The following is a 21,041-nucleotide window of genomic DNA, read 5'->3' on the forward strand; positions in this document are numbered from 1 at the left end:
CCCTGTCGATCGGCATCTCCGCCGCCAACCTCCACGACAGCCAGGCACTGATCCCGCTGGTCCGCGGCATCCCACCCATTCGCTCACGTCGCGGCCCAAGGCGCCGTCGGCCCGCCAAGCTGCACGGCGACAAGGGATACGACTACCACCACCTGCGGCGATGGCTCGCTTCCCGCGGCATCCGGCACCGCCTTGCCCGCAAGGGCATCGAGTCGTCCCGGCGGCTGGGCCGGCACCGCTGGGTGGTGGAGCGGACCGTGTCCTGGCTGTCCGGCTGCCGCCGTCTGCACCGCCGCTACGAGCGCAAGCCGGAACACTTCCTCGCCTTCACAGCCATCGCCGCGACCCTCATATGTCACCGCCGACTGACCAAGTGAAATGACGTCTTAGTACTCCAGCTGGAGATCGTGATCTTCATGTCTGGGATGCGGCTTGCCGCCGGTTATGGCTGGTTCGGGATCGAAACAGCAACCTCGGCCGTGGGACCGTCCTGCTTGGCGCCTCGGATTTCAGGGACGCATTTTCCGTTAGGAAAGCGTTGCGGTGCCGAGGTGGCGGCGATGTGCTCGCTGTCGGCAGGTCGCTCCGCAGTAGCGCGCAGGGCGGCCAGTGGACCGGGCCTCGAGCCGGGCCCCGCATTCCTCGCACCGCGACGCTGCGTGAAGCGTGCCGGGGGTGTCACGAAAGCCCCGCTCTTGCGTGACGAATGAGGGAGCCCGCAGGCTCTCCAGTGCCAGCTGCACCATGCGGGCGCCGCCGTTCCGGTCGTGGTGGGCGGCCCATATCGTCGCGCACCCGACGGTGAGGGCTGCGACATCGTCCGTGTTGACGTCGGTACGGACGCCGCCGGCGTGCTGGGCTGCGCGGAGCAGTTGGTCAAGTGCCTGGCGGAACCGTCGCGCCGACGCGGTCAGGCTCGGCCGTGGCCAGCTCGTTTGCGTGGTCAAGGCGTCGCATGCGGGCTTGCGCCCGTGGGACGTGTCGACGACATCCAGGAGGAAGCCGAACAATGCCGCGGCAGGGTCAGTGCGGGCCGCCCACTGTTGAGCGGTCTCCACCAGGTCGTCGAGCTGCTGGGCGAGTACGGCCTCCAGCAGGATCTCCTTGCTGGGGAAGTGCCGGTACACGGTGCCGGCGCCAACCCCCGCCTGCCGTGCGATCGCGCCGAGCGAGACGTCCAGGCCGTGCTCGTCGAACGCCTGCGAAGCGGCGGCGAGCACCTTGCGGCGGTTACGGCGGGCATCGGCCCGGCTCGCGTCCTGGGGAACTGCGGTCATGTCACGTAATCCCTTGTCCGTGCCACTCAACCGGGTGGAGCATTCCACATCGCCCCCGGGTCCAACCGCACCGCACCCACCGACCATCCCGGGGCGGAGGACGACATGACCACTGACCACTTGGTCGTTGTGACCGGTGCGACCGGTCGGCAGGGCGGAGCCACCGCACGCCGGCTTCTGACGGCTGGCAGGCCGGTGCGCGCGCTCGTGCGGGACACCAGCGCACCCGCCGCCAAATCACTTGAAGCCGCGGGTGCGGAGCTCGTGCGCGGCGACTTCGACGACCCGTCGAGCCTGCCCGCTGCGCTGGAGGGAGCAGCGGCACTGTTCGCCATACCGCCCGTGGCGTTCGGGCCGGCCGGCTCCGGGGTGGAACGGGAGTTCGCCCGTGGCCGGGCGCTGACCGATGCTGCGGCCGCGGCGGGAGTCCAGCACGTCGTGTTCACGGGGGTCGCATCCACTCCGGGGCGTCCGGGTGGCTCCGAGGGGAAGAAGCGCATCGAGGACTACCTGCGTGAGCGGATCCGGTCAGTGACCGTGCTGCGTCCGGTGCGGTTCATGTCGAACTATCTCGGTTCGACGCCCATCGGTATCGACGGCATTGTCGACGGCGTGCACCGGCACATCTTCCCGCCGGATGAACCTGTCCAGATCATCGCGGTGGAGGACATCGCCGAGTTCGCGGCGCTGGCCTTCGACCAGCCGGACCGGTTTGCGGGACGGAGTCTGGAACTGGCCGGAGATGCCCCCACCCCGGCCGAGGCGGTCGCCGCGATCAGCGAGGCCACCGGTGCCGCAATTCGCTACGAGCAGATCACCCACGCCGAGGCAACCGCACTCAACCCCGAGATCGCCCAGGTCCGGGAACACTGGGCAGCCGGATCACGCTGGCACGCCGACATCGAGGCGCTGCGCATCATCCATCCCGGTCTGCGTACGCTCGCGGACTGGCTCGCCGAATCCGGCGCCATCCTGCTGCAGAAGCGACTCCTCGAATCCGCCTAGAACTCCAGCTGTTGGTCGTGATCTTGCTGGTGAGGGCCGGTGCGTGGACGGGTACGGCCACCGTTGATCATCGTAAGTTGTGTGGAGAAACGACGAGACGGTGGCCGCAGGTCACAGCATAGATCCCGCCCGTTGGCGGAAGGCGTTCGAGGTCGCCATGGGGCGGATCGCGGGCCGCTTCGCCCGGTACGAACCCCGCCTGCGGGCCGGGCGGTTGGTACTGGGTCTGCTGTCGGACCTGCCTCGCAAGAATTGCTGGACCATCGCGGAATGGGCCGGAGAGACCAGCCTGCACGGCATGCAGCATCTGCTGTGCCGGGCCGTCTGGGACGCCGATGCCGTCCGTGACGACGTGCGCGAATACGTCGTCCAGCACCTTCACGACGAGGCAGCCGTCCTGGTCGTCGACGAGACCGGCGACGTGAAGAAGGGAACCCACACCGTCGCCGTCCAGCGCCAGTACACCGGTACTGCCGGCAGGATCGAGAACTCCCAGGTCGCGGTCTACCTCGTCTACGCAGGTGCCCGCGGACACGCGGCGGTGGACCGGGAGTTGTACGTCCCGCGCTCCTGGACGTGCGACCCGGACCGCTGCCGGGCAGCCGGGCTCGGCGAGGACACCGTCTTCGCGACCAAGCCGGAACTGGCCCGGGTGATGATCGAACGATTCCTGGACGCCGGACACCACGTCGGCTGGGTCACCGGGGACGAGGTCTACGGCGGCAGCCCACGACTCCGTACGGCTCTGGAGGAACGCGGCATCGGCTATGTCCTCGCGGTGCCCTGCTCGGCCGAAGTGCCCACCAGCGCAGGCAAGATCCGCGCCGATGCCCTGGCGCGGAAGGTGCCGAAGCGCGCCTGGCAGAAGCTCTCGGCCGGACGCGGCGCGAAGGGACAGCGGTTCTGCGACCGGGCCGTCATCGACCTCGCCGAGGCAGCTCCGGGCCGCCACCAGCTGCTGATCCGCCGCAACCGCAGCACCGGTGAACTCGCCTACTACCGCTGCCACTCCACCACGCCGACATCTCTGGCCGCCCCGGTCAAGGTCGCAGGTTCCAGATGGCGGGTGGAGGAGACCTTCCAGACTGAGAAGGGACTGGCCGGGCTGGATGAGCACCAGGTCCGCCGCTACCCCTCGTGGGCCCGCGGGGTCACCCTCGCGATGCTGGCCCATGCTTTCCTCGCCGTGGTCCGCGCCGGCGAACACGCACACCGACCCACGCCGGACGACCTGATCCCGCTGTCCTGCAACGAGATCTGCCGCTTGTTCATCGCGCTCGTCGTCCGGCCCGTCCGCGACGCGGCCCACCAGCTTGCCTGGTCCGACTGGCGCCGCCGTCACCAGGCACGATCACGCACCAGTCACTACCGGCGGCAAGCCGCACCCCAGACATGAAGATCACGATCTACAGCTGGAGTATTAGGCTGGCCGTTGACGTACTGCCGGCGGACGCCATGGCGGAGAACGGCCAGACGGTTGGAGATGTTCGCAAGGAGATCGAGCTCCAGGAGTGGGAGATGGCGCTCGATGTGCTCATCGAGATCGCGGATGTCCATCCGGTATCCATCACCTTCTGGGAGATGCTCTCCGAGGCTGCACGGCAGATGATGCTCGACCGCAGCCGCCGTTGGTGCGAGTGGCGGCGCTGGGAAGTCAAACACGGCACGATCCGTGCCACCTTGACCCTCCTGGGAGCCGACGAGGGCGGACGCCAGAGTGCCTTCTCAGGGGACGGCCAGCTCAGACCTCTGTGGGACATCGGTCACCGCACCGCAGACGGGCAGCAAGATCTGAATATCGCGCGGCTCTGGGTGGAGTTCGAGCCGCAGCTTGGCCCTGGAGAGACAGCCGACGTTCGCCTGGCTCCCCTGCAGCCCGAGCGATGGCAGCATCTGAAGCCCGGTGACGTGATCATCATGCACGAGGCCCAACCGGCCGCTGGCATCGCCGAAATCATCGAGGTCCTGCCGCCTTGAGCCTGAGACCAGGGCAGCCAAGGGCGAAGAGCCCGTGGTCGGACGGCTGTCAGCCGCTGTCAGGGCGGTCGGTGAGTCGGCCGGCGCTGGTGCGGAAATCGGGCATGCCGAGGTGGACTGCGGTGTGCCGGGCTGCGAGGGCGCGCATGGCGGCGAGTTTCTGCTCGGCGGCGGCGAGGCTTGCCTCGATCGCGGCGACCTCGCCGAGCCAACCGTGTTCCTTGGCCTCCTGGAGCCGGTCGAGCGGTTCGCGTGGATCTCCTCCAGGCGGGGCATCTGCTCGGGATCTGGCCGCAGGACGGGGCATCTGATGCAAGCGTGCTCATGGACGCAGGGGGTGCCGAAGTCGCGTGCGCAGACTCCCAGCGCCACCTTGCGCAGCTCGAAGTGGGCCAGGAAGTCCTGCCACTCCTGTGCGGTGGGCTCGCGGTATTCCTCACTGGGCCGCAGCGACCGGCGGCGGGCGATGAAGGACCGGTGGTGGTTGATGACGTCCTCGGGGTAGATCGCTGCGTATCCGAGAGTCGTGTCGACCGTCCGGTGGCCGCAGATACGGGCGGCGATGTGCGGTGGTAGCCCGGAGCGGAGGGCGTCGGTCACGAAGATCCTTCGGAAGTCGTGCGGCGTGTACCGAAGTAGCTCGTTGGCTGGTCCGATCAGTCCACTCGCGGTGAGGGCGTCGTTGAGGCAGGTGTAGATGTAGTTGCGCGGGATCGCTCGGTCCTCCGGGCCGCAGCGGCGCTGGAAGAGGAACGGCATCGGCGCACTCCAGAGCCGTTCCAGACTGTCGTAGGCGGCGACCAGCGGCATGGCCTGCTGCCCGCGCCGGACGCGGTGGATGATCGCCGTCAGCACCTCCCGAGTTCTGGCGAGACAAGCAGCAGTCGCTCCTGGTCGAGCTTGGACGGGGCGACTTGCACCATGGGCACGATCTCGCCGGTGGCGGGCAGCTGGTAGGCGACGAAGCTGTGGTGGGTGAGCTCCAGTGCTTTCTCGATGCGCATGCCGGTGTGGCGAAGAACCTCGACGATGGCCCAGGCCCAGAACGCGCGTTCTTCCTCGACGGTCAGGTCAACGGCGCCGGCCGGTGACTGGATAGTCGGCGTAGACACGGGACGACACCCCGGCCCGGCGTAGGAGGGTCTCGCCCGCCGGGGTGATGAAAGGGGCTCCAGCCATGGTCTCCCGCCCGGTGGCGAGACACGTCTGGGCGTCCTTGAGCTGGCGCTCGACGGCTTTGACCAGGGCGGGGAGCGGGGGCAGGAGGGTGCGGGTGCGCTGGTCCATGGCCGCTTTGCGGCGGGCGCGGCTTTTGCTGTGGTCGGTATCGCTGTCGCGGACCGGGCAGGGAGCGACCCACGGGCCCCACCGCGCCGGCTCTTCGGCGGCCCAGCGGGCGAGATCCTGGTAGAACGCCCGGGCCCAGCTGAAGACGGCCCCGTCAACCCTCGGCCAAGCCCTCGTGTGGTCCGGCCGCGGCCGGGGGCTCGACGTCACCGTCGTGGCATCCCGCTTTGCGACTCGGTCCAAGCTTGATCGCATCCGCGCATTGGATGCCGTGTTGGAGCTGGTGGACGGCGACCCCGAGATGGCCCGCGAGCGGGCGGCGGCCATCGCACGGTACGACGGCATCCGGCTGGTCGAAGACAGCCTCGACCCGGTCTCGGCCGCCACTCGACGGCACGGTCGTGTCCTGGCCCAGGCCTGGTTCACCCCCGGCACGGCCGCCGTCCGGTCGCAGCAGCGTTCTGCAACACACCTGGGCGCCGGCAATCCAGCGACCGACCGATGCCCGCAGTGCGTCCGGTGGTTCCGGGCTGGTTGTGCGCGTCTGCCGGCCTGTGCCGCGCGGGCATCTGGCCTGGCCGCCGTGTTGGGGCGCCGACGGGTCAGTAGAACCACTGCTGGGCGACCACCTCGCCGCGTCCCAGAAGCGCCGTGCGCTCCTTCAGGCTGGCACCGGCCATCGCCATGGCCGTGGCCCGTACATGGCCTTCCAGGACGACGAGCCGCGTGCCAGGACCGGAATCGACCAGAATGATCTCAGGAACCGAAGCGCCTGCCACGAAGGCATCCCGCAACGCGGTGTAGAACGCCTCTTGCCCATCCGGCCCGGTCGGCTGTTCCGACGCGAACGTGGCCGCCAGCCTCGTTCCGCCGGTGGCCTGCACCCAGTAGTCCCAGTTGATGTAGTGCACTCGGGCCACATCAGCCGCGTCGATACGCACCCGCCACCAGCCCAGATCCCGTACAGGCAGCCCTCCGATGTAGGACTCGAAGGAGGTGTCCGCCTGGTCGAATCCGCGGTACTCGCGCAGCAGACCCAGCCGAGCGGCATTCGCCTGTCCGTCGGTGAGGTCCGGGCTGGTCACGAGCGCCGCAGGCAGAGCATCGCGCTGCAGCAGACTGCCCACAAGGGCGCCGAACCGATCGGAGTGAGCCTCAGCGCCGAGCCAGACAGCGACCACTTCATCAAGGGTGACGCGCAGGAGAAGGTCCATCCAGGCCTCGGAGCTAGGGCGTCTGACACCTGCCAGGGTAGGTGCGGGCTCGGATGGCCGCCTCTCCTTCAGCTCAGCTCAGCCCTCAGACCCGGTGAGGCTCGCGCACCCAGAAGGCGCCATTGGCTTCGGGCACGAACCCTCACCATCCACGCAGGTTCTCCGTAGGGAGACGTCAGGGGTGCAGGTCGCTCTGCGTTCTGGCAGTCGGATCCGGTGGCGCTCTTGGCGGCGCCGGCAGCGGCGGACGGTCCAGTGAATGCCTGTTCGTCTTGATCGCCGGTCCGTAGTCGGGGCTGGGCCAAATGCGGGGCGTGAATATGCCAGAGGGTTGTGCGCCGGAGTGGGAAACGCGCGGCGTCGTGTTTCGACAGGCCCCGCGCCGTCCGGGTGATCGGTCCCTGAGGTCGCTGTGTGTGGTGGAAGTGATGCTTACGGCGTGTGCGACGGGCCCAACTTCCCACGGGGTCGCATCGACGGGCGAACGCGTCCGCGGACGTCGCGCTGTCCTTCTCTCTTGGCACAGTCCCCTCGTGCGCTCGGTGATGCGTGCGGTTCAGGAGCACGGTTATGCGAAGACGCACACGTCATGCCCGATGGCGGCCGTCACCCAGCGACAAGGCCGCGCCTCGGATCGTCGCGCTGGTCCCCGCGCACAACGAGGCCGGCCGGATCGGTGCGGCCATCACCGCCCTGCGGATACAGAGCCGGGCCCCGGACCTGATCGTGGTGGTGGCGGACAACTGCACGGACGCCACGGCGGACATCGCCCGGCGGGCCGGGGCGAGGGTGGTCGCCTCCGCGGGCAACCGGCACAAGAAGGCCGGGGCCCTCAACCAGGCCCTGGACCAGGTCCTCAACGGCCTGGCCGACCATGATCTCGCGCTGGTCCAGGACGCCGACACCACCCTGGTCCCGTCGTTCATCGCCAGCGCCATCGAGGCGCTGGATGCGGATGTGGGGGCGGTCGGCGGGATCTTCTACGGGGAGCGGGGCGGCGGACTGCTCGGCGCCCTGCAGCGGATCGAGTTCCAGCGCTACGCGAGGGAGATCGCCCGGCGTGGCTACCGCGCCGATGTGCTCACCGGGACCGCGACGCTGTTCCGGGTCTCGACGCTGCGGCAGATCAGGCAGGCCCGGCTGGACGGGCTGATCGGCGGGGGCGTCTCGTACTACTCGCTGGCTTCGCTGACCGAGGACGACGAGATCACCAAGGCCGTACGCACCCTCGGCTACCGCACCGTCTCACCGGCCGGGTGCCGGGTGGTCACCGAGGTGATGACCACTGTGCCCAAGCTGTGGCATCAGCGGATGCGCTGGCAGCGCGGGGCACTGGAGAACCTGCGGGACTACGGCTGGACCCGCGTCACCGCCCCCTACATCGTGCGCCAGGGCCTCATGGGACTGTCCGTGCTGGCCCTGGCGATGTACCTGTCCTTCACCGTGTGGATGCTCGCCCGCGGCCGTCCCGAGTTCTCCCCGTTCTGGCTGGCCATCGGCGTCATCTTCGTCGCGGAGAAGGTCGTCACCGCCCGCGGCGCCGGCTTCAGGTCCCAGCTGCTGGCCGGCACGCTCGCCGTCGAGCTGACCTACGACCTGTTCCAGCATGCCGTGTATGTCCGCTCCCTGTGGGACATGGCCCGCCGGCGTGAGGAGCGCTGGTGCGCGACCTGACGGGACCGGCACTGCCCACAACGCCGACCCATATAGCCGGAGCAGCGGTAGCGCCGTGCGGCGATGACGGGCGGGAGACGAGACGGGAGATCCGTGTACGCAGGCGTGCCACTGGCCAGTGCCCTGGGAGCCGGCGGAGCCTCCGCGCTGTCCGCTCGGCGGCGTTCCGGCTTCGACACCCTCGCCACCGTGGTCGCGGCCACCACCCTGCTCATGGCCGGGGTGTCCGTATGCAAACTCCTGCCACGCCGCCGGATGGACGCCGCCTTCGCCGACGGTCCGGTCCCCTTCGCGCCGCAGCGGCTGGCTGCCCGGCTGCCAGCAGAGCGGAACACGGCCGGCGTCCGGGTGGAGGCCTCCTGACGCCGGCCTCCCCGGCCGCTGCCTCGGGTGCCTCGCGAAGAGGCGTCCCTTTCACACTCCGCGCCGCACACAGCCGAGCGCGGTCGTAGAGGCCCGGGTGCCCGCCCGGACATGCCGGAACACCGGCTGCCGCCGGTGCCCCGCGCCACAACAGGAGGAACAGCAATGACAACCAGAACCCCCGCCGCAGCGGCCTACCCCGACGGTACGATCATCACAGCGGCAGGCAACGGCGAAGCAGGATTCGTCGCAGACGGCGGCCCGGCCGCCGGCACCAAGCTCCACAACCCGCATTCCGTGGCCGTGGACAGCTCGGGAAACCTCTACATCGCCGAGGCCAGCAACCACCGGGTGCGCAAGGTGACGCCGGGCGGGACCATCACCACGGTGGCGGGCAACGGCCAGGGCGGGTTCGTCTCCGACGGCGGCCCCGCTGTCGCCACCAAGATCTACAACCCGCATGGCGTGGCGGTGGACGGGGCAGGCAATCTTTACATCGCCGACTACTCCAACCATCGGGTCCGCAAGGTGACACCCGACGGGATCATCACCACGGTCGCGGGCAACGGCCAGGCCGGGTTCGTCTCGGACGGCGGCCCCGCCGTCGCCACCAAACTCAACGCCCCGATCGGGGTGGCGGTGGACAGGTCGGGGAACGTCTACATCGCCGATTACGGCAACCACCGGGTCCGCAAGGTGACACCCGACGGGATCATCACCACGGTCGCCGGCAACGGCCAGCCCGGGTTCGTCTCCGACGGCGGCCCCGCCGTCGCCACCAAGCTCTACTACCCCTGGGGACTGGCGGTGGACGAGGACGGGAACCTCTACATCGCCGACCGCTACAACCACCGGGTCCGCAAGGTGACACCCCACGGGGTCATCACCACCGTCGCCGGCAACGGCCAGGCCGGGTACATCGCCGACGGCGGCCCCGCCGTCGCGACGACCCTGCACTACCCCTCGAGCGTGGCCGTGGACGGGGCCGGGAACCTCTACATCGGCGACGGCCACAACCACCGGGTGCGCAAGGTGACACCCCAGGGGACCATCACCACCGTCGCCGGCAACGGCATCGCCGGGTACATCGCCGACGGCGGCCCCGCGGTGGGTACGCAGCTCTACTACCCCTACGGCGTGGCCGTGGCCCCCTCCGGTGACCTGTACATCGGTGACTCAGCGAACCACCGCGTACGCAAGGTGTTCGCCGCGGCGACCATGACCCCGCCGCCCCCGCCCATCGCCGACCTGTACGGCGAGCTCGTCCTGCCCGTCATGGTCCCCCGCCGCCAGGAGTTCGACCTGGGCGCGCGGATCCACAACCGCGGCCCCGCCATCGCCAGCGGCGAGCACATCACGGTCGTGCTCACCCTGGCCGACGGCCTGGAAAGCGCCCAGGAGACAAACGGACGGCGTCTGACCCGGACCTTCCCCGGCACCGACCTGGCCCCCAACAAGGGCTCCCTGGACGGCGTGTTCCGCATCCGCGCCGTCGACACCGCCAAGCCGGGCACCTACGAGTCCACGCTGGAGATCCAGTACGGCGGCGACCTCAACCTCAAGGACAACAGCTTCACCCTGCCCGTCACCGTCGTCGTCCCCGAGCCGGTCGCCGACGAGACCGCCCTGACCGTCTACCAGGAGAACATTCCCGAGGCCGCTGCCGGCCAGTCGGTGCGGGTCCTGCTGCGCTTCGTCTCACCCGTCGGCCAGCCGGTCAACCCCGGCATCATCACCCAGCGGTTCACCGCCCCCACCGGCTTCGTCTTCACCGGCCGGCCCACCTACACCTACCCCGACACCGTCCAGGGCGCGATCAGCGGCGAACTCGAGCACGAGATCTACGACTCCGGCCGCACCCTGATCATCCGCGACAACCCTCACCTCAACACCGCCGACACCGACGCCGGCACCCTCGTCTACAGCCTCGGCCTGCAAGCGCAGCCCGGCGCCGCCCCCGGCCTCGTGAGCGACGGCTCGGCCAGCATCGGCCGCCGCGCGCCCGTGCAGATCCTGGCCAAGGTCACCGGCACCGCGGCAACGCCCACCCTCCGCATCGTCCAGAGCCGGCTCGACCAGGCACGGGTACACCCGGGCCAGCAATGGGCCTACCCCGTCGTGATGACCCTCACCAACACCGGCCAGACACGCATCGGAGCGACGGACATCGTCTTCACGGCTCCCGAGGGCCTGTGGTTCACCGAGAACCGGGTGATGATGTCCAGCGAAGGCACGGCAGGCGAGACCGAACTGGCCGGGCAGCGCTCCAACGGCAACCGCACCCTGACACTCCGCAGCGCCGCCCTCGACCTGGCCCCCGGCAAGTGGGCCGTCCTCTACCCCGAGATGGAAGTCGAAGCCGACGCCGCGAGCGGCGCCGTACGCGTCGGCATCCGCATCGGCACCCCACCCATCGCCACCGGCAACGCCACCGTCACCATCGAGCCATAACCCCTCACAGCACCCCGAACCGGTACGCGCGACGCCGACCCAGCAGGGTAGGCCGATCCAGCTGACGCAGCGGATCCGGGCGCGCCTGTGCCAACCCGCGCAAAGCCTCCCGAGGCGCAACCTCGGGAGGTCACGGCGACAACCACAACCGCCAGGTGAACAGTCTGCCGGGGTTCCTGGCCTGGACGCACTCAGCCCCGTCGTGACCTCACCCCAAGCGTCCGGCTCCCCCTCCCCGCCCCCTTCCGCCCGCGCCAGACCGACACGGACCATCGTGCCGCCGTGCAGCCCTCGGGAGGATCAGAAGTGCCGTTCTCAAGACAGTGGAGCAGAGTCAGGTGCACCGCTCCATGACAGCCGCACCGCTACAGAAACCGCCCCACGACAGTGACTACGCCCCTTCCTCAGCACCCCACCAGCGACGTCACCCAGTTCTGGACTGCCGTCACTGACATCCACCCACTGACACCAAACGGCACATCGCAGCCGTGCCGACCGGCCTCGTGCGCGCGGCAGTCGAGGAGCGGTTCCGGCGGGCGTTGTCCTTCCCCAGCCGGGTCGGGGAGGCGGAGGCGATGGCAGCCGCCGTTCCGGGTCGGCGCCTTCTACCGACCGCCAACCCCGATGGCCCCCTGACGAAAGACACAGGGCCCCCGCAAGTCCGGCCGCCTGGGTGGCCAGCGGCACGGAGAAGGCGTCCGGTAAGGACACGGAGCGCGGTATGTGGCGTTCGTCAGCGGTCAGGTCGCTGAGGGTGCGGGAGATCAGGGCGGGAGAATCACCGAAGTCATCTGGCTGCGGTGCGCGTCCGCGAGCTGTACGGCCAGACCCGGGCTCGTCCGGTGGAGTGCGGTGGGCTCATCCGACCGCTCCAGCCCGCTTAGCCCACCTGGGCCCACGTGTCGGTGCAGATCACAGGTTCGGGTGTCCTTCCGTGCTTCCATCGCGCCAGGAGGCATATGAGATGACCGATGACCGACAGCAGCACGCCGACCCCAGACCGACAGCGTCCCGGCGTCGCGTGCTGGCCACCGCCGCCCTTGCGCCCGTACTGACCGGAGCGATCGGGGCGGTTCCCCCCGCCCGGGCCGCGACCGCCGAGCCGGGGGCCGAGCCGGTCCACACCCCGGTTGCGCCGGTGATGACCGAACTCGCCGACTGGGCGGACGTGGGCGCGGCCCTCGGCGCGCCGGGCGGCATGAAGCGGTTCATGTACCACACGCCCCTGCTGCGCCGGGACCTCCATGTGGTCTCCCGGGGCATCATGATCAACCCCGCGCTCGCCCTGGGCACCCATGTGTCCTTCGTCCGGTACGCCGACGGCAGTTCGCTCCTGATGGGCGACGCGGTGGTCACCGAGCGCGAACTCCAGCCGTTCAGCGACGCCCTCAACGAGCACGGGATCGGGCAGACCGCGATCCACAAGCACCTGCTGGCCCAGCGGCCCGACGTCTGGTGGTGTCACCTCCACGCCCACGGCACCGACCCGGTGGCCGTCGCCCGCGGTCTGCGCGCCGCCCTGGACCGCACCGCCACCCCGTTCCCGAAGGCCCATGCCGCTTTCGCCGTGTCCCCCGACGTGCCCCTCACCGTGCGCTTCGACCTGGACACCGCGGCCATCGACGCCGCGCTCGGGGTGAAGGGCACCGCCGACAGCGGCGTCTACCAGAGCACGTTCGTCCGCCGGGAGGCCATCACCGACGGCCACCTCCTCCTTCCCCCGGGCCTCGGCTCGACCACCTCGTTCAACTTCCAGCCGCTCGGTCGCGGCCGGGCCGCAGTCAGCGGCGACTTCGCCGTGATCGCCGACGAGGTCCAGGACGTCCTCACCGGACTCCGGCGCGGCGGTGCCGACCTCGTCGAGCTCCACCACCACAACCTCAACGACCAGCCCCGGCTGTTCTTCGTCCACTACTGGGCCGTCGGCGACGCCGTGACCCTGGCGCGGCGCCTGCGCCCGGTCGTGGACGCCACCAATGTCGCGCCGATGAAGGGGACGGGTGCTGGGTAACTACCCGCCGAAAGTCCCGCGGACCCTGCGGGTCAGGGGCGGAGAAGGGCGATGGTCGTCCGTCCGCGCCGGGCCCGGCTGGATCGAGCGTGCGCAACCTTCCGGGTTCGGCGTAACCAGGTGGTCGCGATCACGAAGCCCGTCGGAAGACGGTGGCTGGTCCGATGATCTGGGCGCCGAACCGGGCACGGACCTGGTCGATGGTGTTCTCCGCGACCACGCTGGCCTCGCGTGAGGTGTCGAGGCTGATCTGATGGGTGGCCTGACCGGCCTTGGCCAGGTCCTCGGCCTTCCACATCAGTCCTGTCTGCCAGCCGCGTTGGAGAGCTGCTGCGTCCATCATCTGGTAGGCGAGCAGATGTACATCCTCTTCGTGGGCGGATGCCTCCGCCAGCCGCCCGGTCTTGTCCCCGCGGCCGTCGCCGCCGAAGGAGAGCGTGAGGGTCAGTGTCGCCAGCGAGACAGCCGGCGTGTCGGCTCGGGCGCCCGCACCGGTGAAGCCGCTGAATGCGGCGCCGATCTGCTGGATGAAAGGTCCGGAGCGAGGGCAGCAGCGCGGCCACTGCCGCGAGTTGCCCGAGCCCGACCAGCACCGCGCTCGACGCGAGGAGCACGGCTAGGACCGCCACGGTCATCACCTGCCGCTGTTCATTCGCGCCTTCCCTGAAAGGGAACGAAGGGGTCCGGAAAGCGGGTCCCTCCGCAGCGGTGCTGACGCGCCACGGAGGAACTGCGCACAGCATGGTGCGACCGACACCGAACATTCAGAGCGATCATGCGATTACGAAACAACGGCACCCCGGCGCTCGCACAGCCCTGACGGTCCGTTACTCCATCACAGCCACAAAAAGGACCAAATCGCGTCCTAATGACCGCGCAGCAGTTGCCGGACCGCGCGGCGAATCGCGATGCGACGGGCGAGGCCGGGCGAGGCGTAGGCGGTGACGACCAGGACGGCCGTGGTGGTGAACGTGGCGAGCGGGCCGATCCAGCAGGAGACGAGCAGGACGGAGCCAGCACAACACCGCGCGGTGCGGGGGCCGCGCGGCCCCCGCACCGCGCGGACCGACCACCGGCCGGTGCCCTCCCCCACCCGCCGGCCTCCAGTTCCCTGCCTCACTCAGGACCCCGAGCTCGGTGTCCGGCTGGCAGGGGGCGCAGGCCGGGACGTCGTGGCGCAGCGCGTCCAGAGCCTGCTCCCGGGTCACCGGCCGGCACCGGCCGCGCTTCGCCGCCGCCCAGCAGGCGCCGCGGTGCAGCCTGTCGTCACCGCTCCGTCACAAGTAGTCGCCGCCCGGAACCCTCCGCTCTCCCGCCCTGTCTGCACTCACGTACCACGACCACACGTACCGCGGGGCAACAACCGACCACCGAAACCCGCGGACGAGACGACTCAGGGGGACGACAGCATGCGGCACAGCAACGGCATTCGCAGGGCGGCTCTGGCGACGACGGCGGTCACGGCCGCCGCGGCGGCGGTGACCGGCATCCTGCCCGGCACCGCCATCGCGGCGAGCACCACCACCGCCACCCCGCCGCCCGCCTGCCCGGCCTCCGCCCTCCAGGTCAGCGCCTGGCAGGCCGCACACCGGCCCGTCGGGACCGGGACCGGGGCGGCGGTCGTGCAGTTCACCAACGTCTCCCGGAGGACGTGCGTCCTGAAGGGCCATCCGACGGTCGCGGGCGCCGGCAACGGCTCCCCCGCCCACAACACCCCGCTCAAGGTCACCCGCACCGGCAGGGCAGCCACCGTCACGGTCCGGCCGCACGGCAAGGCGTGGGTGAAGCTGACCTTCGTCCAGGTCCAGGGGGAGGCCGACGGCTACTGCGTGTCGGGCAAAGATCCGGTGACATATCCGACGATGGTCGTCGGGCTGCCGCACTCCGGGAAGCACCAGATCGCCCTGAACGACGGGGTGTGGGCCGAGTGCGACAACAAGGTGACCGTCACCCCGGTCTCGGCGGTCAAGCCTTCCTGACCCCCCGTCCCCACACGTCGAGAGCCTGCATGACGATCGCAAGCCTCTGGCCTACCTTGACGAGGAACTGCACATAAGTGCAGGTCAGCGATAGTTGGCCGCGCAAGGCTGGGCTAAAGCGGGAGCGGGTCAGGGCTTGGCGTCGGCTCCCTGGCGGCAGGCCTTGACGGGCTCGGGCAGGAATCGGTTGAGCAGGGCCTGGCGCTTGGTGGCCCTGTCACCGCCGACCACGTGGTCCTTGCCCGCCAGCAGGGCGTCGACGCCCTGCTGGGCGACCAGGCGCTTGTCGTTCTTCTGGCCCTTGCCGATGGCGGTCCTGCCCATGCCGGCGCGCTGGTGGAAGTCGCTGTCGGTCGCGCCGGGAAGCAGCGCGGTGACGGTGACGCCGCTACCGCGCAGTTCCTCGCGCAGGGACTCGGCGAAGGAGTAGCCGAACGCCTTCGACGGCCCGTAGACGGTCTCGTAGGGGGTGGGCATGGTGGCTGAGATGGAGGAGGTGATCAGGATGCGTCCCTTGCCGCGGGCCAGCATGCCGGGCACTACCCGCTTGGCGAGGTGGATGACCGCGTTGACATTGAGGGCGATCAGCTGGAGCTCGTCGTCGAGGTCGGTGTCGGTGGCGAAGGCACCGCCGATGCTCCGGCCGGCGTTGAGGACGGCGACGTCGAGGGGACGACCGATCTCCTGCACCTGCTTCCACGGGTTCTCCACGCCGGCGTAGGTGGCGAGGTCGGCACGGAGCGGATGGACGGTGGCGCCTTGGGCGCGCAGCCTTTCGGCGACGGTGTCGATGGAGTCGCCGCGGCCGGTGCCGATGAGGTCGTAGCCGCGGTCGGCGAGTTGGCGGGCGATCTCGGTGCCGATGCCGTTGGAGGCTCCGGTAACGAGGGCGAGCGGCCGGTTCGCAGGCATGGCGGACATGATCACTCCTTGTCTCTGGACTCTTGGCTGTGGGAGGGAGGGCCGGCGGGGCCGTCAGGCCAGGCGGGACGCCGCGGCGGCCCTACGCGCGGCGGGAGTCCTGCTCGCCCGCCTGATCACGCTGTGGCTGGGCGGTGTCCTGGCCGGCGGTGGCGGGGCGGGTGGTGGACTGGGCGTACCAGCTGGCGAGGATGCGCAGTTTCTCGAGGTCGTCGTCGGTCTTTCCGGCGTAGACGAAGAGGATCTGGTCGGGGTCGCCCGGCAGGGAGAGGGCTTCGTAGGTGATGTCGAGGCGGCCGACGACGGGGTGGTCGAACCGTTTGCTGCCCCAGGTGCGTTCGACCACGGTCCGCTCGGCCCACCAGGTGCGGAATTCGGGGGACACCGAGCGAAGTTCGGCGACGAAGGCGGCGATCTGAGGGTCGTCGGGGTTGCGGCCGGCCTCGGCGCGCAGCACGCCGACGACCTCGGAGGTGACCTGCGCCCAGTCGAGGTAGAGGGAGCGTGCGGCGGGGTCGAGGAGCATCCAGCGCAGCAGGTTGCGGTCGCCGGGCGGCCGGTGGTTGAACGGGGTGAACAGGGCGTCGAGGAGGTCGTTGGAGGCCAGGACCTCGTTGCGGCGGCCCAGGACGAAGGCGGGCTGGTCGTGCAGGCCGTTGAGCATGCGCAGCAGCTCCGGCCGCACCTGCTGCGACGGCGCCGCTTCCGCGCCGCGGCGGGGCTGGGGACGCAGCAGGTCGCGCAGGTACTGGGTCTCGGCCTGGGTGAGCCGCAGGGCCTCGGCGATGGAGAGGATGACGCCCTCGGAGGCACTGGTGAGCCGTCCCTGCTCCAGGCGGGTGTAGTAGTCCACGCTGACCCCGGCGAGCTGCGCGACCTCCTCGCGGCGCAGGCCGGGTACCCGTCGGCCCGGGTAGTTCGCCAGGCCGACCTGCGAGGGTCGGACCGCGTCACGCCGGGTGCGCAGGAACTTCTTGATCTCCTCGGCATTGTTCGCCATGGCTGCCAGTGTTCCCCGGCTCGCGGCGGGGCTCCACTGACGTGGGGGGGAAGGTTTTTCCCCGGCAGCACTGGCCCCCGTTCATGGCTTGGCCAGGCGCTTTTCGGCGTGCATGAATGGTGGGGCGGCCATCGCAGCGACCTTTTCCAGGTCCGCGGCCCGCCTGCCGTGCGTATGGCACAGGCCGGGGCGGGCGCCGCTTCACCCCGTACACAGCACCCCCGTCACCGTCACCCGCCGTGATCGCCGTGATCGCCGTGATCGCCGTGGGAGGGGTGCGCCCGTTCTGAGGGAGATCCGCATCGTGACTGCTTCGCAGAAGGTCTGGTTCATCACCGGCTGCTCGACCGGCTTCGGCCGTGCCCTGGCCCAGGAGGTTCTCGCCGCCGGCCACAGGGCGGTCGTCACCGCCCGCAACGTCGCCCAGATCGAGGATCTCGTCGAGGACGACGACCAGGCGCTCGCCCTGCCCCTCGACGTCACCGACCCCACGCAGGTCAAGGAAGCCGTCGGAGCTGCGGAGAAGCACTTCGGCGGCATCGACGTGCTGGTCAACAACGCCGGCATCGGGTACTTCGCCGCCGTGGAGGAGAGCACCGACGACGAGATCCGCCGGATCTTCGACATCAACGTCTTCGGCCTGTCCGACGTCATCCGTGCCGTCCTGCCGGGCATGCGCGCGCGCCGCTCCGGGACGATCGTGAACTTCTCCTCCATCGGAGGGCTGCGGGCCTTCCCTGCTGTCGGCTACTACGCCGCCACCAAGTTCGCCGTCGAGGGCCTGACCGACGCCCTGCGCCAGGAGGTCGCCCCGCTGGGCATCACCACGCTGCTCGTCGAGCCGGGCCCCTTCCGCACCGACTGGGCCGGCCGGTCCGCCAACGAGACACTGCCCGAGCGGGAGATCGCCGACTACGCCGACACGGTCGGCGCACAGCGTGCCGCGTTCCGCGCGGACACCGGCAAGGAGCCGGGCGACCCGCACGCCGCCGCCCGCGCGATCATCACCGCCCTCGCCGACGACACTCACCCCCTGCGCCTGCTGCTGGGCGCCCCGGCGTACGGCATGGCGATCGACCACCTGGAGTCGATGCTCGCCGAGATCCGCGCGAACGAGGCACTGACGAAGTCGGCCGACTTCGACGCCTGACCTCAAGCCGGGGCGGGCCGGCCGGTGACAGCGTCGTACGGCCTGTCACCGGCCCTGCGCCGCCGCCCTGGCGCTCCCCGGCCAACTTGTTCCTCGACTTCGATACCCGCGCACTCACCGCCAGAACGCCGCTATGCGTCAAGGAGACAGTCACCATGGCAGACCGCCGCGACAACCACCTCCAGGGCCGGGTCAGCGTCATCACCGGCGCCTCGTCTGGCATCGGCGCGGCCAGCGCCCGGGCCCTGGCCGCGCAAGGAGCCCGCGTCGTCCTCGCGGCGCGCAACGCCGAAAAGCTCAACGCCCTGGTCACCGAGATCCGCGACGCCGGGGGCACCGCCACCGCCCGCATCACCGACGTCACCCGCCTCGACGACGTCGAGGGCTTGATGGAGTTCGCCGCGAGCGAGTACGGCCCCGTCGACCACCTGGTCAACAACGCCGGCCTGATGCTCTTCTCCAAGTGGTCCGACCGTGCCGTCGACGACTGGGACAAGATGATCGACACCAACCTCCGTGGCTACCTGCACGCCATCAGCGCCGCCCTCCCCGGCATGATCACCCGCCAGTCGGGCCACATTCTCAACCTGAGCTCGGTGGCCGGCATCCGCGTCGGGGCCGCCAGTGGCGTCTACAGCGCCACCAAGTTCTTCATCCGCGGCATCACCGACAGCCTCCGCCAGGAAGTCGGCATCACACACGGCATCCAGGTATCCATGATCAGCCCGGGCGTCATCGACACCGGCTGGGCGGACAAGGTCTCCCACACCGAGGGCAGGCAGATCGCCCAGGACCTCAACCAGGGCGCCATCCACCCCGCCCGCGTGGCCGACGCCGTCGTGTACGCCCTCGACCAGCCCGCCGACGTCACCGTCAACGACATCGTCATCCACCCCACCCGCCAGGACTGGTGAATTCACCCCCAGCCCCACACGGAAACGGAGCACCTCGCATGAGCAGCGCCGCCTCCTCTCACCGTCCGCTCGCCCTGGTGACCGGGGCCTCCGCGGGCATCGGCTACGAACTCGCGAAGCTCTTCGCCATCAACGGCTTCGACCTGATCGTCACCGGCCGCAGCGAGCACACCGACGAAGCCGCGGCCGACTTCGCGCGGCACGGCGTGCGCGTGAATCCCGTACGCGCCGACCTCTCCCAGAGCGAGGGCGTCGAGGCGGTGTGGCGGGCGGTGCAGGAAACCGGTCGGCCGCTGGATGCCGCGGTCCTCAACGCCGGCCGCAGCATCGGCGGCGCCTTCCTCGACACCGACCTCGACGACGAACTCTCCCTCATCCAGCTGAACGTGGCCTCCGTCGTCCACCTGGCCAAACACGTCGCCCGGCACATGGCCGGCAACCACCGCGGCCGCATCCTGATCACCTCGTCGCTGTCGGCGACCCTGCCCACGCCCTACGAGACCGTGTACGGGCCCTCCCGCGCCTTCACCCGCATGTTCGCCCTCGGACTCCGCGAGGAACTCAAGGAACACGGCGTCACCGTCACCTGCCTCATGCCCGGCGCCACGGACAGCAACTTCCACGCCAGCGCCGGCATGAACAACACCGCCTTCGGCCCCGACATGAAGAAGAACAGCCGAAAGGAAGTCGCCCGCCAAGGCTTCCTCGCCCTGATGAACGGACGCGCCGAGGTAGTCGGCGGCGACACCGCCACCAAGCGCACCGCCATCGAACACCGCTTCCTCCCCGAGACCTACAAGGCCGCCCGCCACGCCACCAAGGCCAAACCGCGCCCTCAGCACTCGTAGGTGAACTGTCAGGGAAGCCGATCAGTCGGGCCGCAGGGGTCCGGTGCCCTCCCGGCCGGCGATGTCCAGCCCCACAGTCGGCTTCCCCGTCACAGGATTCGGTGCTCCTGGCGGCAGCTTGCCCTTCCGCCGCGGCATCGGCGCCGTCTCAATGTCCTGCGGGCGATCAGGGACGCAACGATGAGATGGCCGTCCGTACCAGCGTGCTCCCGTCCCATTCCGCGCCCAAATAACCGACAGAGAGACGCCGTTCGCGGACGATCGCTTCCGCTGCGTCGGCCACGTCCTCAGGGCGGGCGAAGACCCGCTGGAGCGGGCTGATCGACCTGATGCGGGTGGGGATCCGCGGATTGGCGGGGCAGTGGGCACAGGCCCACCCTCGTTCGGAAGCGGATGGTGATGGGTCTTGGTCTGCGGCTGGCGTCTCAGGTGAGGGTGAGGCGCATCCGGCCGCCGGCCCCGGCGGTCGGGCCGGTGGAGTAGGCGCGGACGGCGCCGGGGGCGAGGTGCCGCTGGGCGAGCGCGGCGTCGACATCCTGGAGGTAGGGCCAGTGCGGGAGGCGCTCGGCCCAGCCGGGGGTGGGCACACGCGGATCGAGCAGCACCCAGCGACCGGCCGGGCCCGGCAGAAAGGGGCCTGTGGGGGTCACGAGGCGCGCCGGTAGATGGTGGCCGGGCCGATGACCCGGGCGCCGAACCGGGCGCGGACCCGGTCGACGGCGTTCTCCGCGACCAGGCGGGCCTCGCGGGACTGGTCCAGGGTGATCTGTTCCGTGAGGCTGATCTGTTCCGTGAGGCTGATCTGTACCGTGACCTGTCCGGCCTTGGCCAGGTCCTCGGCCTTCAAGACCAGTCCGGTCAGCCGTCCGCGCTGGAGCGCGGCCGCGTCCATCAGCCGGTAGGGCCGGGCAATCCGTCAACGTCCGCAGGGTGAGCAGGTTTTGGGAACCGGGCGATGTGTGAGCAAGGG

Annotated in this window: 23 protein-coding genes and 2 pseudogenes; 13 read left to right on the forward strand and 12 right to left on the reverse strand. The window is 70.0% G+C overall.

The genetic code is table 11. The features are described from left to right. The coding region (locus MB828_RS16135; RefSeq protein WP_301648776.1) for a transposase at positions 1-377 on the forward strand (377 nt) is incomplete at its 5' end. A gap of 150 nt (positions 378-527) precedes the next feature. On the opposite strand, the gene MB828_RS16140 is transcribed toward MB828_RS16135, so the two are convergent. Then, the gene (locus MB828_RS16140) at positions 528-1,277 is read right to left on the reverse strand and encodes a TetR/AcrR family transcriptional regulator (RefSeq protein WP_301648777.1); all 750 of its coding nucleotides are present in this window, start codon (positions 1,275-1,277) and stop codon (positions 528-530) included. Positions 1,278-1,382: 105 nt separating this feature from the next. Here MB828_RS16140 and MB828_RS16145 point away from each other — a divergent pair, with 105 nt between their 5' ends. The 3 genes from MB828_RS16145 (at position 1,383) to MB828_RS16155 (ending at position 4,259) form a co-directional block, all read left to right on the forward strand. Beyond that, a complete protein-coding gene (locus MB828_RS16145; RefSeq protein WP_301648778.1) occupies positions 1,383-2,282 on the forward strand; it encodes an NmrA/HSCARG family protein in 900 nt (299 codons plus the stop codon). 157 nt (positions 2,283-2,439) lie between these two features. Further along, positions 2,440-3,678, forward strand: coding sequence for an IS701 family transposase (locus tag MB828_RS16150; RefSeq protein ID WP_301648779.1), 1,239 nt, complete (start codon positions 2,440-2,442; stop codon positions 3,676-3,678). Then, positions 3,675-4,259 (forward strand): hypothetical protein, encoded by a 585-nt coding sequence (locus MB828_RS16155; RefSeq protein ID WP_301648780.1) that lies wholly within the window; start codon positions 3,675-3,677, stop codon positions 4,257-4,259. The genes MB828_RS16150 and MB828_RS16155 overlap by 4 nt, the downstream gene beginning before the upstream one ends. Before the next feature lie 49 nt (positions 4,260-4,308). Here MB828_RS16155 and MB828_RS16160 read toward each other — a convergent pair whose 3' ends face one another. From MB828_RS16160 to MB828_RS16170, 3 genes are all read right to left on the reverse strand, one after another. Continuing rightward, complete coding sequence (locus MB828_RS16160; protein ID WP_301648781.1) at positions 4,309-4,566, reverse strand: hypothetical protein; 258 nt, start codon at positions 4,564-4,566, stop codon at positions 4,309-4,311. A 541-nt stretch (positions 4,567-5,107) separates the two neighbouring features. Then, positions 5,108-5,371 carry a hypothetical protein gene (locus MB828_RS16165; protein ID WP_301648782.1) on the reverse strand — a complete coding sequence of 88 codons (264 nt, stop codon included), beginning with the start codon at positions 5,369-5,371 and terminating at the stop codon, positions 5,108-5,110. Then, on the reverse strand, positions 5,331-5,546 hold the full coding sequence (locus MB828_RS16170) for a hypothetical protein (protein ID WP_301648783.1): 216 nt from the start codon (positions 5,544-5,546) through the stop codon (positions 5,331-5,333). Before MB828_RS16170 ends, MB828_RS16165 begins: the two co-directional genes overlap by 41 nt. Positions 5,547-5,703: 157 nt before the next feature. Here MB828_RS16170 and MB828_RS16175 point away from each other — a divergent pair. After that, positions 5,704-5,916, forward strand: a pseudogene (locus MB828_RS16175) (threonine dehydratase); the annotation flags it as partial. Between the two features lie 232 nt (positions 5,917-6,148). Here the strand turns inward: MB828_RS16175 and MB828_RS16180 are convergent. After that, a complete protein-coding gene (locus MB828_RS16180; RefSeq protein WP_301648784.1) occupies positions 6,149-6,760 on the reverse strand; it encodes a hypothetical protein in 612 nt (203 codons plus the stop codon). A 570-nt stretch (positions 6,761-7,330) separates the two neighbouring features. Between MB828_RS16180 and MB828_RS16185 the strand changes: the two genes are divergently transcribed. The 4 genes from MB828_RS16185 to MB828_RS16200 all read left to right on the forward strand — a co-directional run bounded on the left by MB828_RS16185 (position 7,331) and on the right by MB828_RS16200 (position 13,259). Beyond that, positions 7,331-8,434 (forward strand): glycosyltransferase, encoded by a 1,104-nt coding sequence (locus tag MB828_RS16185; RefSeq protein WP_301648785.1) that lies wholly within the window; start codon positions 7,331-7,333, stop codon positions 8,432-8,434. 105 nt (positions 8,435-8,539) lie between these two features. After that, positions 8,540-8,797, forward strand: coding sequence for a hypothetical protein (locus MB828_RS16190; protein WP_301648786.1), 258 nt, complete (start codon positions 8,540-8,542; stop codon positions 8,795-8,797). A 165-nt stretch (positions 8,798-8,962) separates the two neighbouring features. Next, positions 8,963-11,248, forward strand: a complete 2,286-nt coding sequence (locus MB828_RS16195; RefSeq protein WP_301648787.1) for an NHL repeat-containing protein — start codon at positions 8,963-8,965, stop codon at positions 11,246-11,248. A 964-nt stretch (positions 11,249-12,212) separates the two neighbouring features. Further along, positions 12,213-13,259 (forward strand): DUF1259 domain-containing protein, encoded by a 1,047-nt coding sequence (locus tag MB828_RS16200; RefSeq protein WP_301648788.1) that lies wholly within the window; start codon positions 12,213-12,215, stop codon positions 13,257-13,259. Between the two features lie 130 nt (positions 13,260-13,389). On the opposite strand, the gene MB828_RS16205 is transcribed toward MB828_RS16200, so the two are convergent. From MB828_RS16205 to MB828_RS16215, 3 genes and pseudogenes are all read right to left on the reverse strand, one after another. Next, complete coding sequence (locus MB828_RS16205; protein WP_301648789.1) at positions 13,390-13,602, reverse strand: hypothetical protein; 213 nt, start codon at positions 13,600-13,602, stop codon at positions 13,390-13,392. Positions 13,603-14,124: 522 nt separating this feature from the next. Next, positions 14,125-14,352, reverse strand: a complete 228-nt coding sequence (locus MB828_RS16210) for a hypothetical protein (RefSeq protein ID WP_301648790.1) — start codon at positions 14,350-14,352, stop codon at positions 14,125-14,127. A 46-nt stretch (positions 14,353-14,398) separates the two neighbouring features. Next, positions 14,399-14,518 (reverse strand): annotated as a pseudogene (locus tag MB828_RS16215) (DUF6233 domain-containing protein); the annotation flags it as partial. 150 nt (positions 14,519-14,668) lie between these two features. On the opposite strand from MB828_RS16215, the gene MB828_RS16220 reads away from it, so the two are divergent. Further along, complete coding sequence (locus MB828_RS16220; protein WP_301648791.1) at positions 14,669-15,238, forward strand: DUF4232 domain-containing protein; 570 nt, start codon at positions 14,669-14,671, stop codon at positions 15,236-15,238. Between the two features lie 129 nt (positions 15,239-15,367). Here the strand turns inward: MB828_RS16220 and MB828_RS16225 are convergent, their stop codons facing one another. Next, positions 15,368-16,159, reverse strand: coding sequence for an SDR family NAD(P)-dependent oxidoreductase (locus MB828_RS16225; protein WP_301648792.1), 792 nt, complete (start codon positions 16,157-16,159; stop codon positions 15,368-15,370). Positions 16,160-16,241: 82 nt separating this feature from the next. Next, positions 16,242-17,159 carry a helix-turn-helix transcriptional regulator gene (locus tag MB828_RS16230; RefSeq protein ID WP_301648793.1) on the reverse strand — a complete coding sequence of 306 codons (918 nt, stop codon included), beginning with the start codon at positions 17,157-17,159 and terminating at the stop codon, positions 16,242-16,244. 304 nt (positions 17,160-17,463) lie between these two features. On the opposite strand from MB828_RS16230, the gene MB828_RS16235 reads away from it, so the two are divergent. The 3 genes from MB828_RS16235 (at position 17,464) to MB828_RS16245 (ending at position 20,071) form a co-directional block, all read left to right on the forward strand. After that, the gene (locus tag MB828_RS16235; protein WP_301648794.1) at positions 17,464-18,309 is read left to right on the forward strand and encodes an oxidoreductase; all 846 of its coding nucleotides are present in this window, start codon (positions 17,464-17,466) and stop codon (positions 18,307-18,309) included. A gap of 155 nt (positions 18,310-18,464) precedes the next feature. Continuing rightward, on the forward strand, positions 18,465-19,223 hold the full coding sequence (locus tag MB828_RS16240) for an SDR family oxidoreductase (RefSeq protein WP_301648795.1): 759 nt from the start codon (positions 18,465-18,467) through the stop codon (positions 19,221-19,223). A gap of 38 nt (positions 19,224-19,261) precedes the next feature. Beyond that, positions 19,262-20,071: an SDR family NAD(P)-dependent oxidoreductase gene (locus tag MB828_RS16245; protein ID WP_301648796.1), complete on the forward strand. Its 810-nt coding sequence runs from the start codon at positions 19,262-19,264 to the stop codon at positions 20,069-20,071. A gap of 425 nt (positions 20,072-20,496) precedes the next feature. On the opposite strand, the gene MB828_RS16250 is transcribed toward MB828_RS16245, so the two are convergent. Both MB828_RS16250 and MB828_RS16255 read right to left on the reverse strand, forming a co-directional pair. After that, complete coding sequence (locus tag MB828_RS16250) at positions 20,497-20,721, reverse strand: hypothetical protein (protein WP_301648797.1); 225 nt, start codon at positions 20,719-20,721, stop codon at positions 20,497-20,499. Beyond that, positions 20,718-20,963, reverse strand: coding sequence for a hypothetical protein (locus MB828_RS16255; protein WP_301648798.1), 246 nt, complete (start codon positions 20,961-20,963; stop codon positions 20,718-20,720). Before MB828_RS16255 ends, MB828_RS16250 begins: the two co-directional genes overlap by 4 nt. Between the last annotated feature and the right edge of the window lie 78 nt (positions 20,964-21,041).

It is taken from the genome of Streptomyces arenae (assembly GCF_022343545.1).
GTDB classification, from domain to species: domain Bacteria; phylum Actinomycetota; class Actinomycetes; order Streptomycetales; family Streptomycetaceae; genus Streptomyces; species Streptomyces humi.

Bases quoted from the DNA above. Each gene is read 5' to 3' on its own strand.
- MB828_RS16225 (WP_301648792.1), bottom strand. From the start codon at position 16,159: ATGTCCGCCATGCCTGCGAACCGGCCGCTCGCCCTCGTTACCGGAGCC.
- MB828_RS16220 (WP_301648791.1), top strand. From the start codon at position 14,669: ATGCGGCACAGCAACGGCATTCGCAGGGCGGCTCTGGCGACGACGGCG.
- MB828_RS16155 (WP_301648780.1), top strand. From the start codon at position 3,675: ATGAAGATCACGATCTACAGCTGGAGTATTAGGCTGGCCGTTGACGTA.
- MB828_RS16230 (WP_301648793.1), bottom strand. From the start codon at position 17,159: ATGGCGAACAATGCCGAGGAGATCAAGAAGTTCCTGCGCACCCGGCGT.
- MB828_RS16140 (WP_301648777.1), bottom strand. From the start codon at position 1,277: ATGACCGCAGTTCCCCAGGACGCGAGCCGGGCCGATGCCCGCCGTAAC.
- MB828_RS16205 (WP_301648789.1), bottom strand. From the start codon at position 13,602: ATGATGGACGCAGCAGCTCTCCAACGCGGCTGGCAGACAGGACTGATG.
- MB828_RS16145 (WP_301648778.1), top strand. From the start codon at position 1,383: ATGACCACTGACCACTTGGTCGTTGTGACCGGTGCGACCGGTCGGCAG.
- MB828_RS16160 (WP_301648781.1), bottom strand. From the start codon at position 4,566: ATGCCCCGTCCTGCGGCCAGATCCCGAGCAGATGCCCCGCCTGGAGGA.
- MB828_RS16170 (WP_301648783.1), bottom strand. From the start codon at position 5,546: ATGGACCAGCGCACCCGCACCCTCCTGCCCCCGCTCCCCGCCCTGGTC.
- MB828_RS16180 (WP_301648784.1), bottom strand. From the start codon at position 6,760: ATGGACCTTCTCCTGCGCGTCACCCTTGATGAAGTGGTCGCTGTCTGG.
- MB828_RS16240 (WP_301648795.1), top strand. From the start codon at position 18,465: ATGGCAGACCGCCGCGACAACCACCTCCAGGGCCGGGTCAGCGTCATC.
- MB828_RS16245 (WP_301648796.1), top strand. From the start codon at position 19,262: ATGAGCAGCGCCGCCTCCTCTCACCGTCCGCTCGCCCTGGTGACCGGG.
- MB828_RS16150 (WP_301648779.1), top strand. From the start codon at position 2,440: ATGGGGCGGATCGCGGGCCGCTTCGCCCGGTACGAACCCCGCCTGCGG.
- MB828_RS16185 (WP_301648785.1), top strand. From the start codon at position 7,331: ATGCGAAGACGCACACGTCATGCCCGATGGCGGCCGTCACCCAGCGAC.
- MB828_RS16255 (WP_301648798.1), bottom strand. From the start codon at position 20,963: ATGGACGCGGCCGCGCTCCAGCGCGGACGGCTGACCGGACTGGTCTTG.
- MB828_RS16195 (WP_301648787.1), top strand. From the start codon at position 8,963: ATGACAACCAGAACCCCCGCCGCAGCGGCCTACCCCGACGGTACGATC.
- MB828_RS16200 (WP_301648788.1), top strand. From the start codon at position 12,213: ATGACCGATGACCGACAGCAGCACGCCGACCCCAGACCGACAGCGTCC.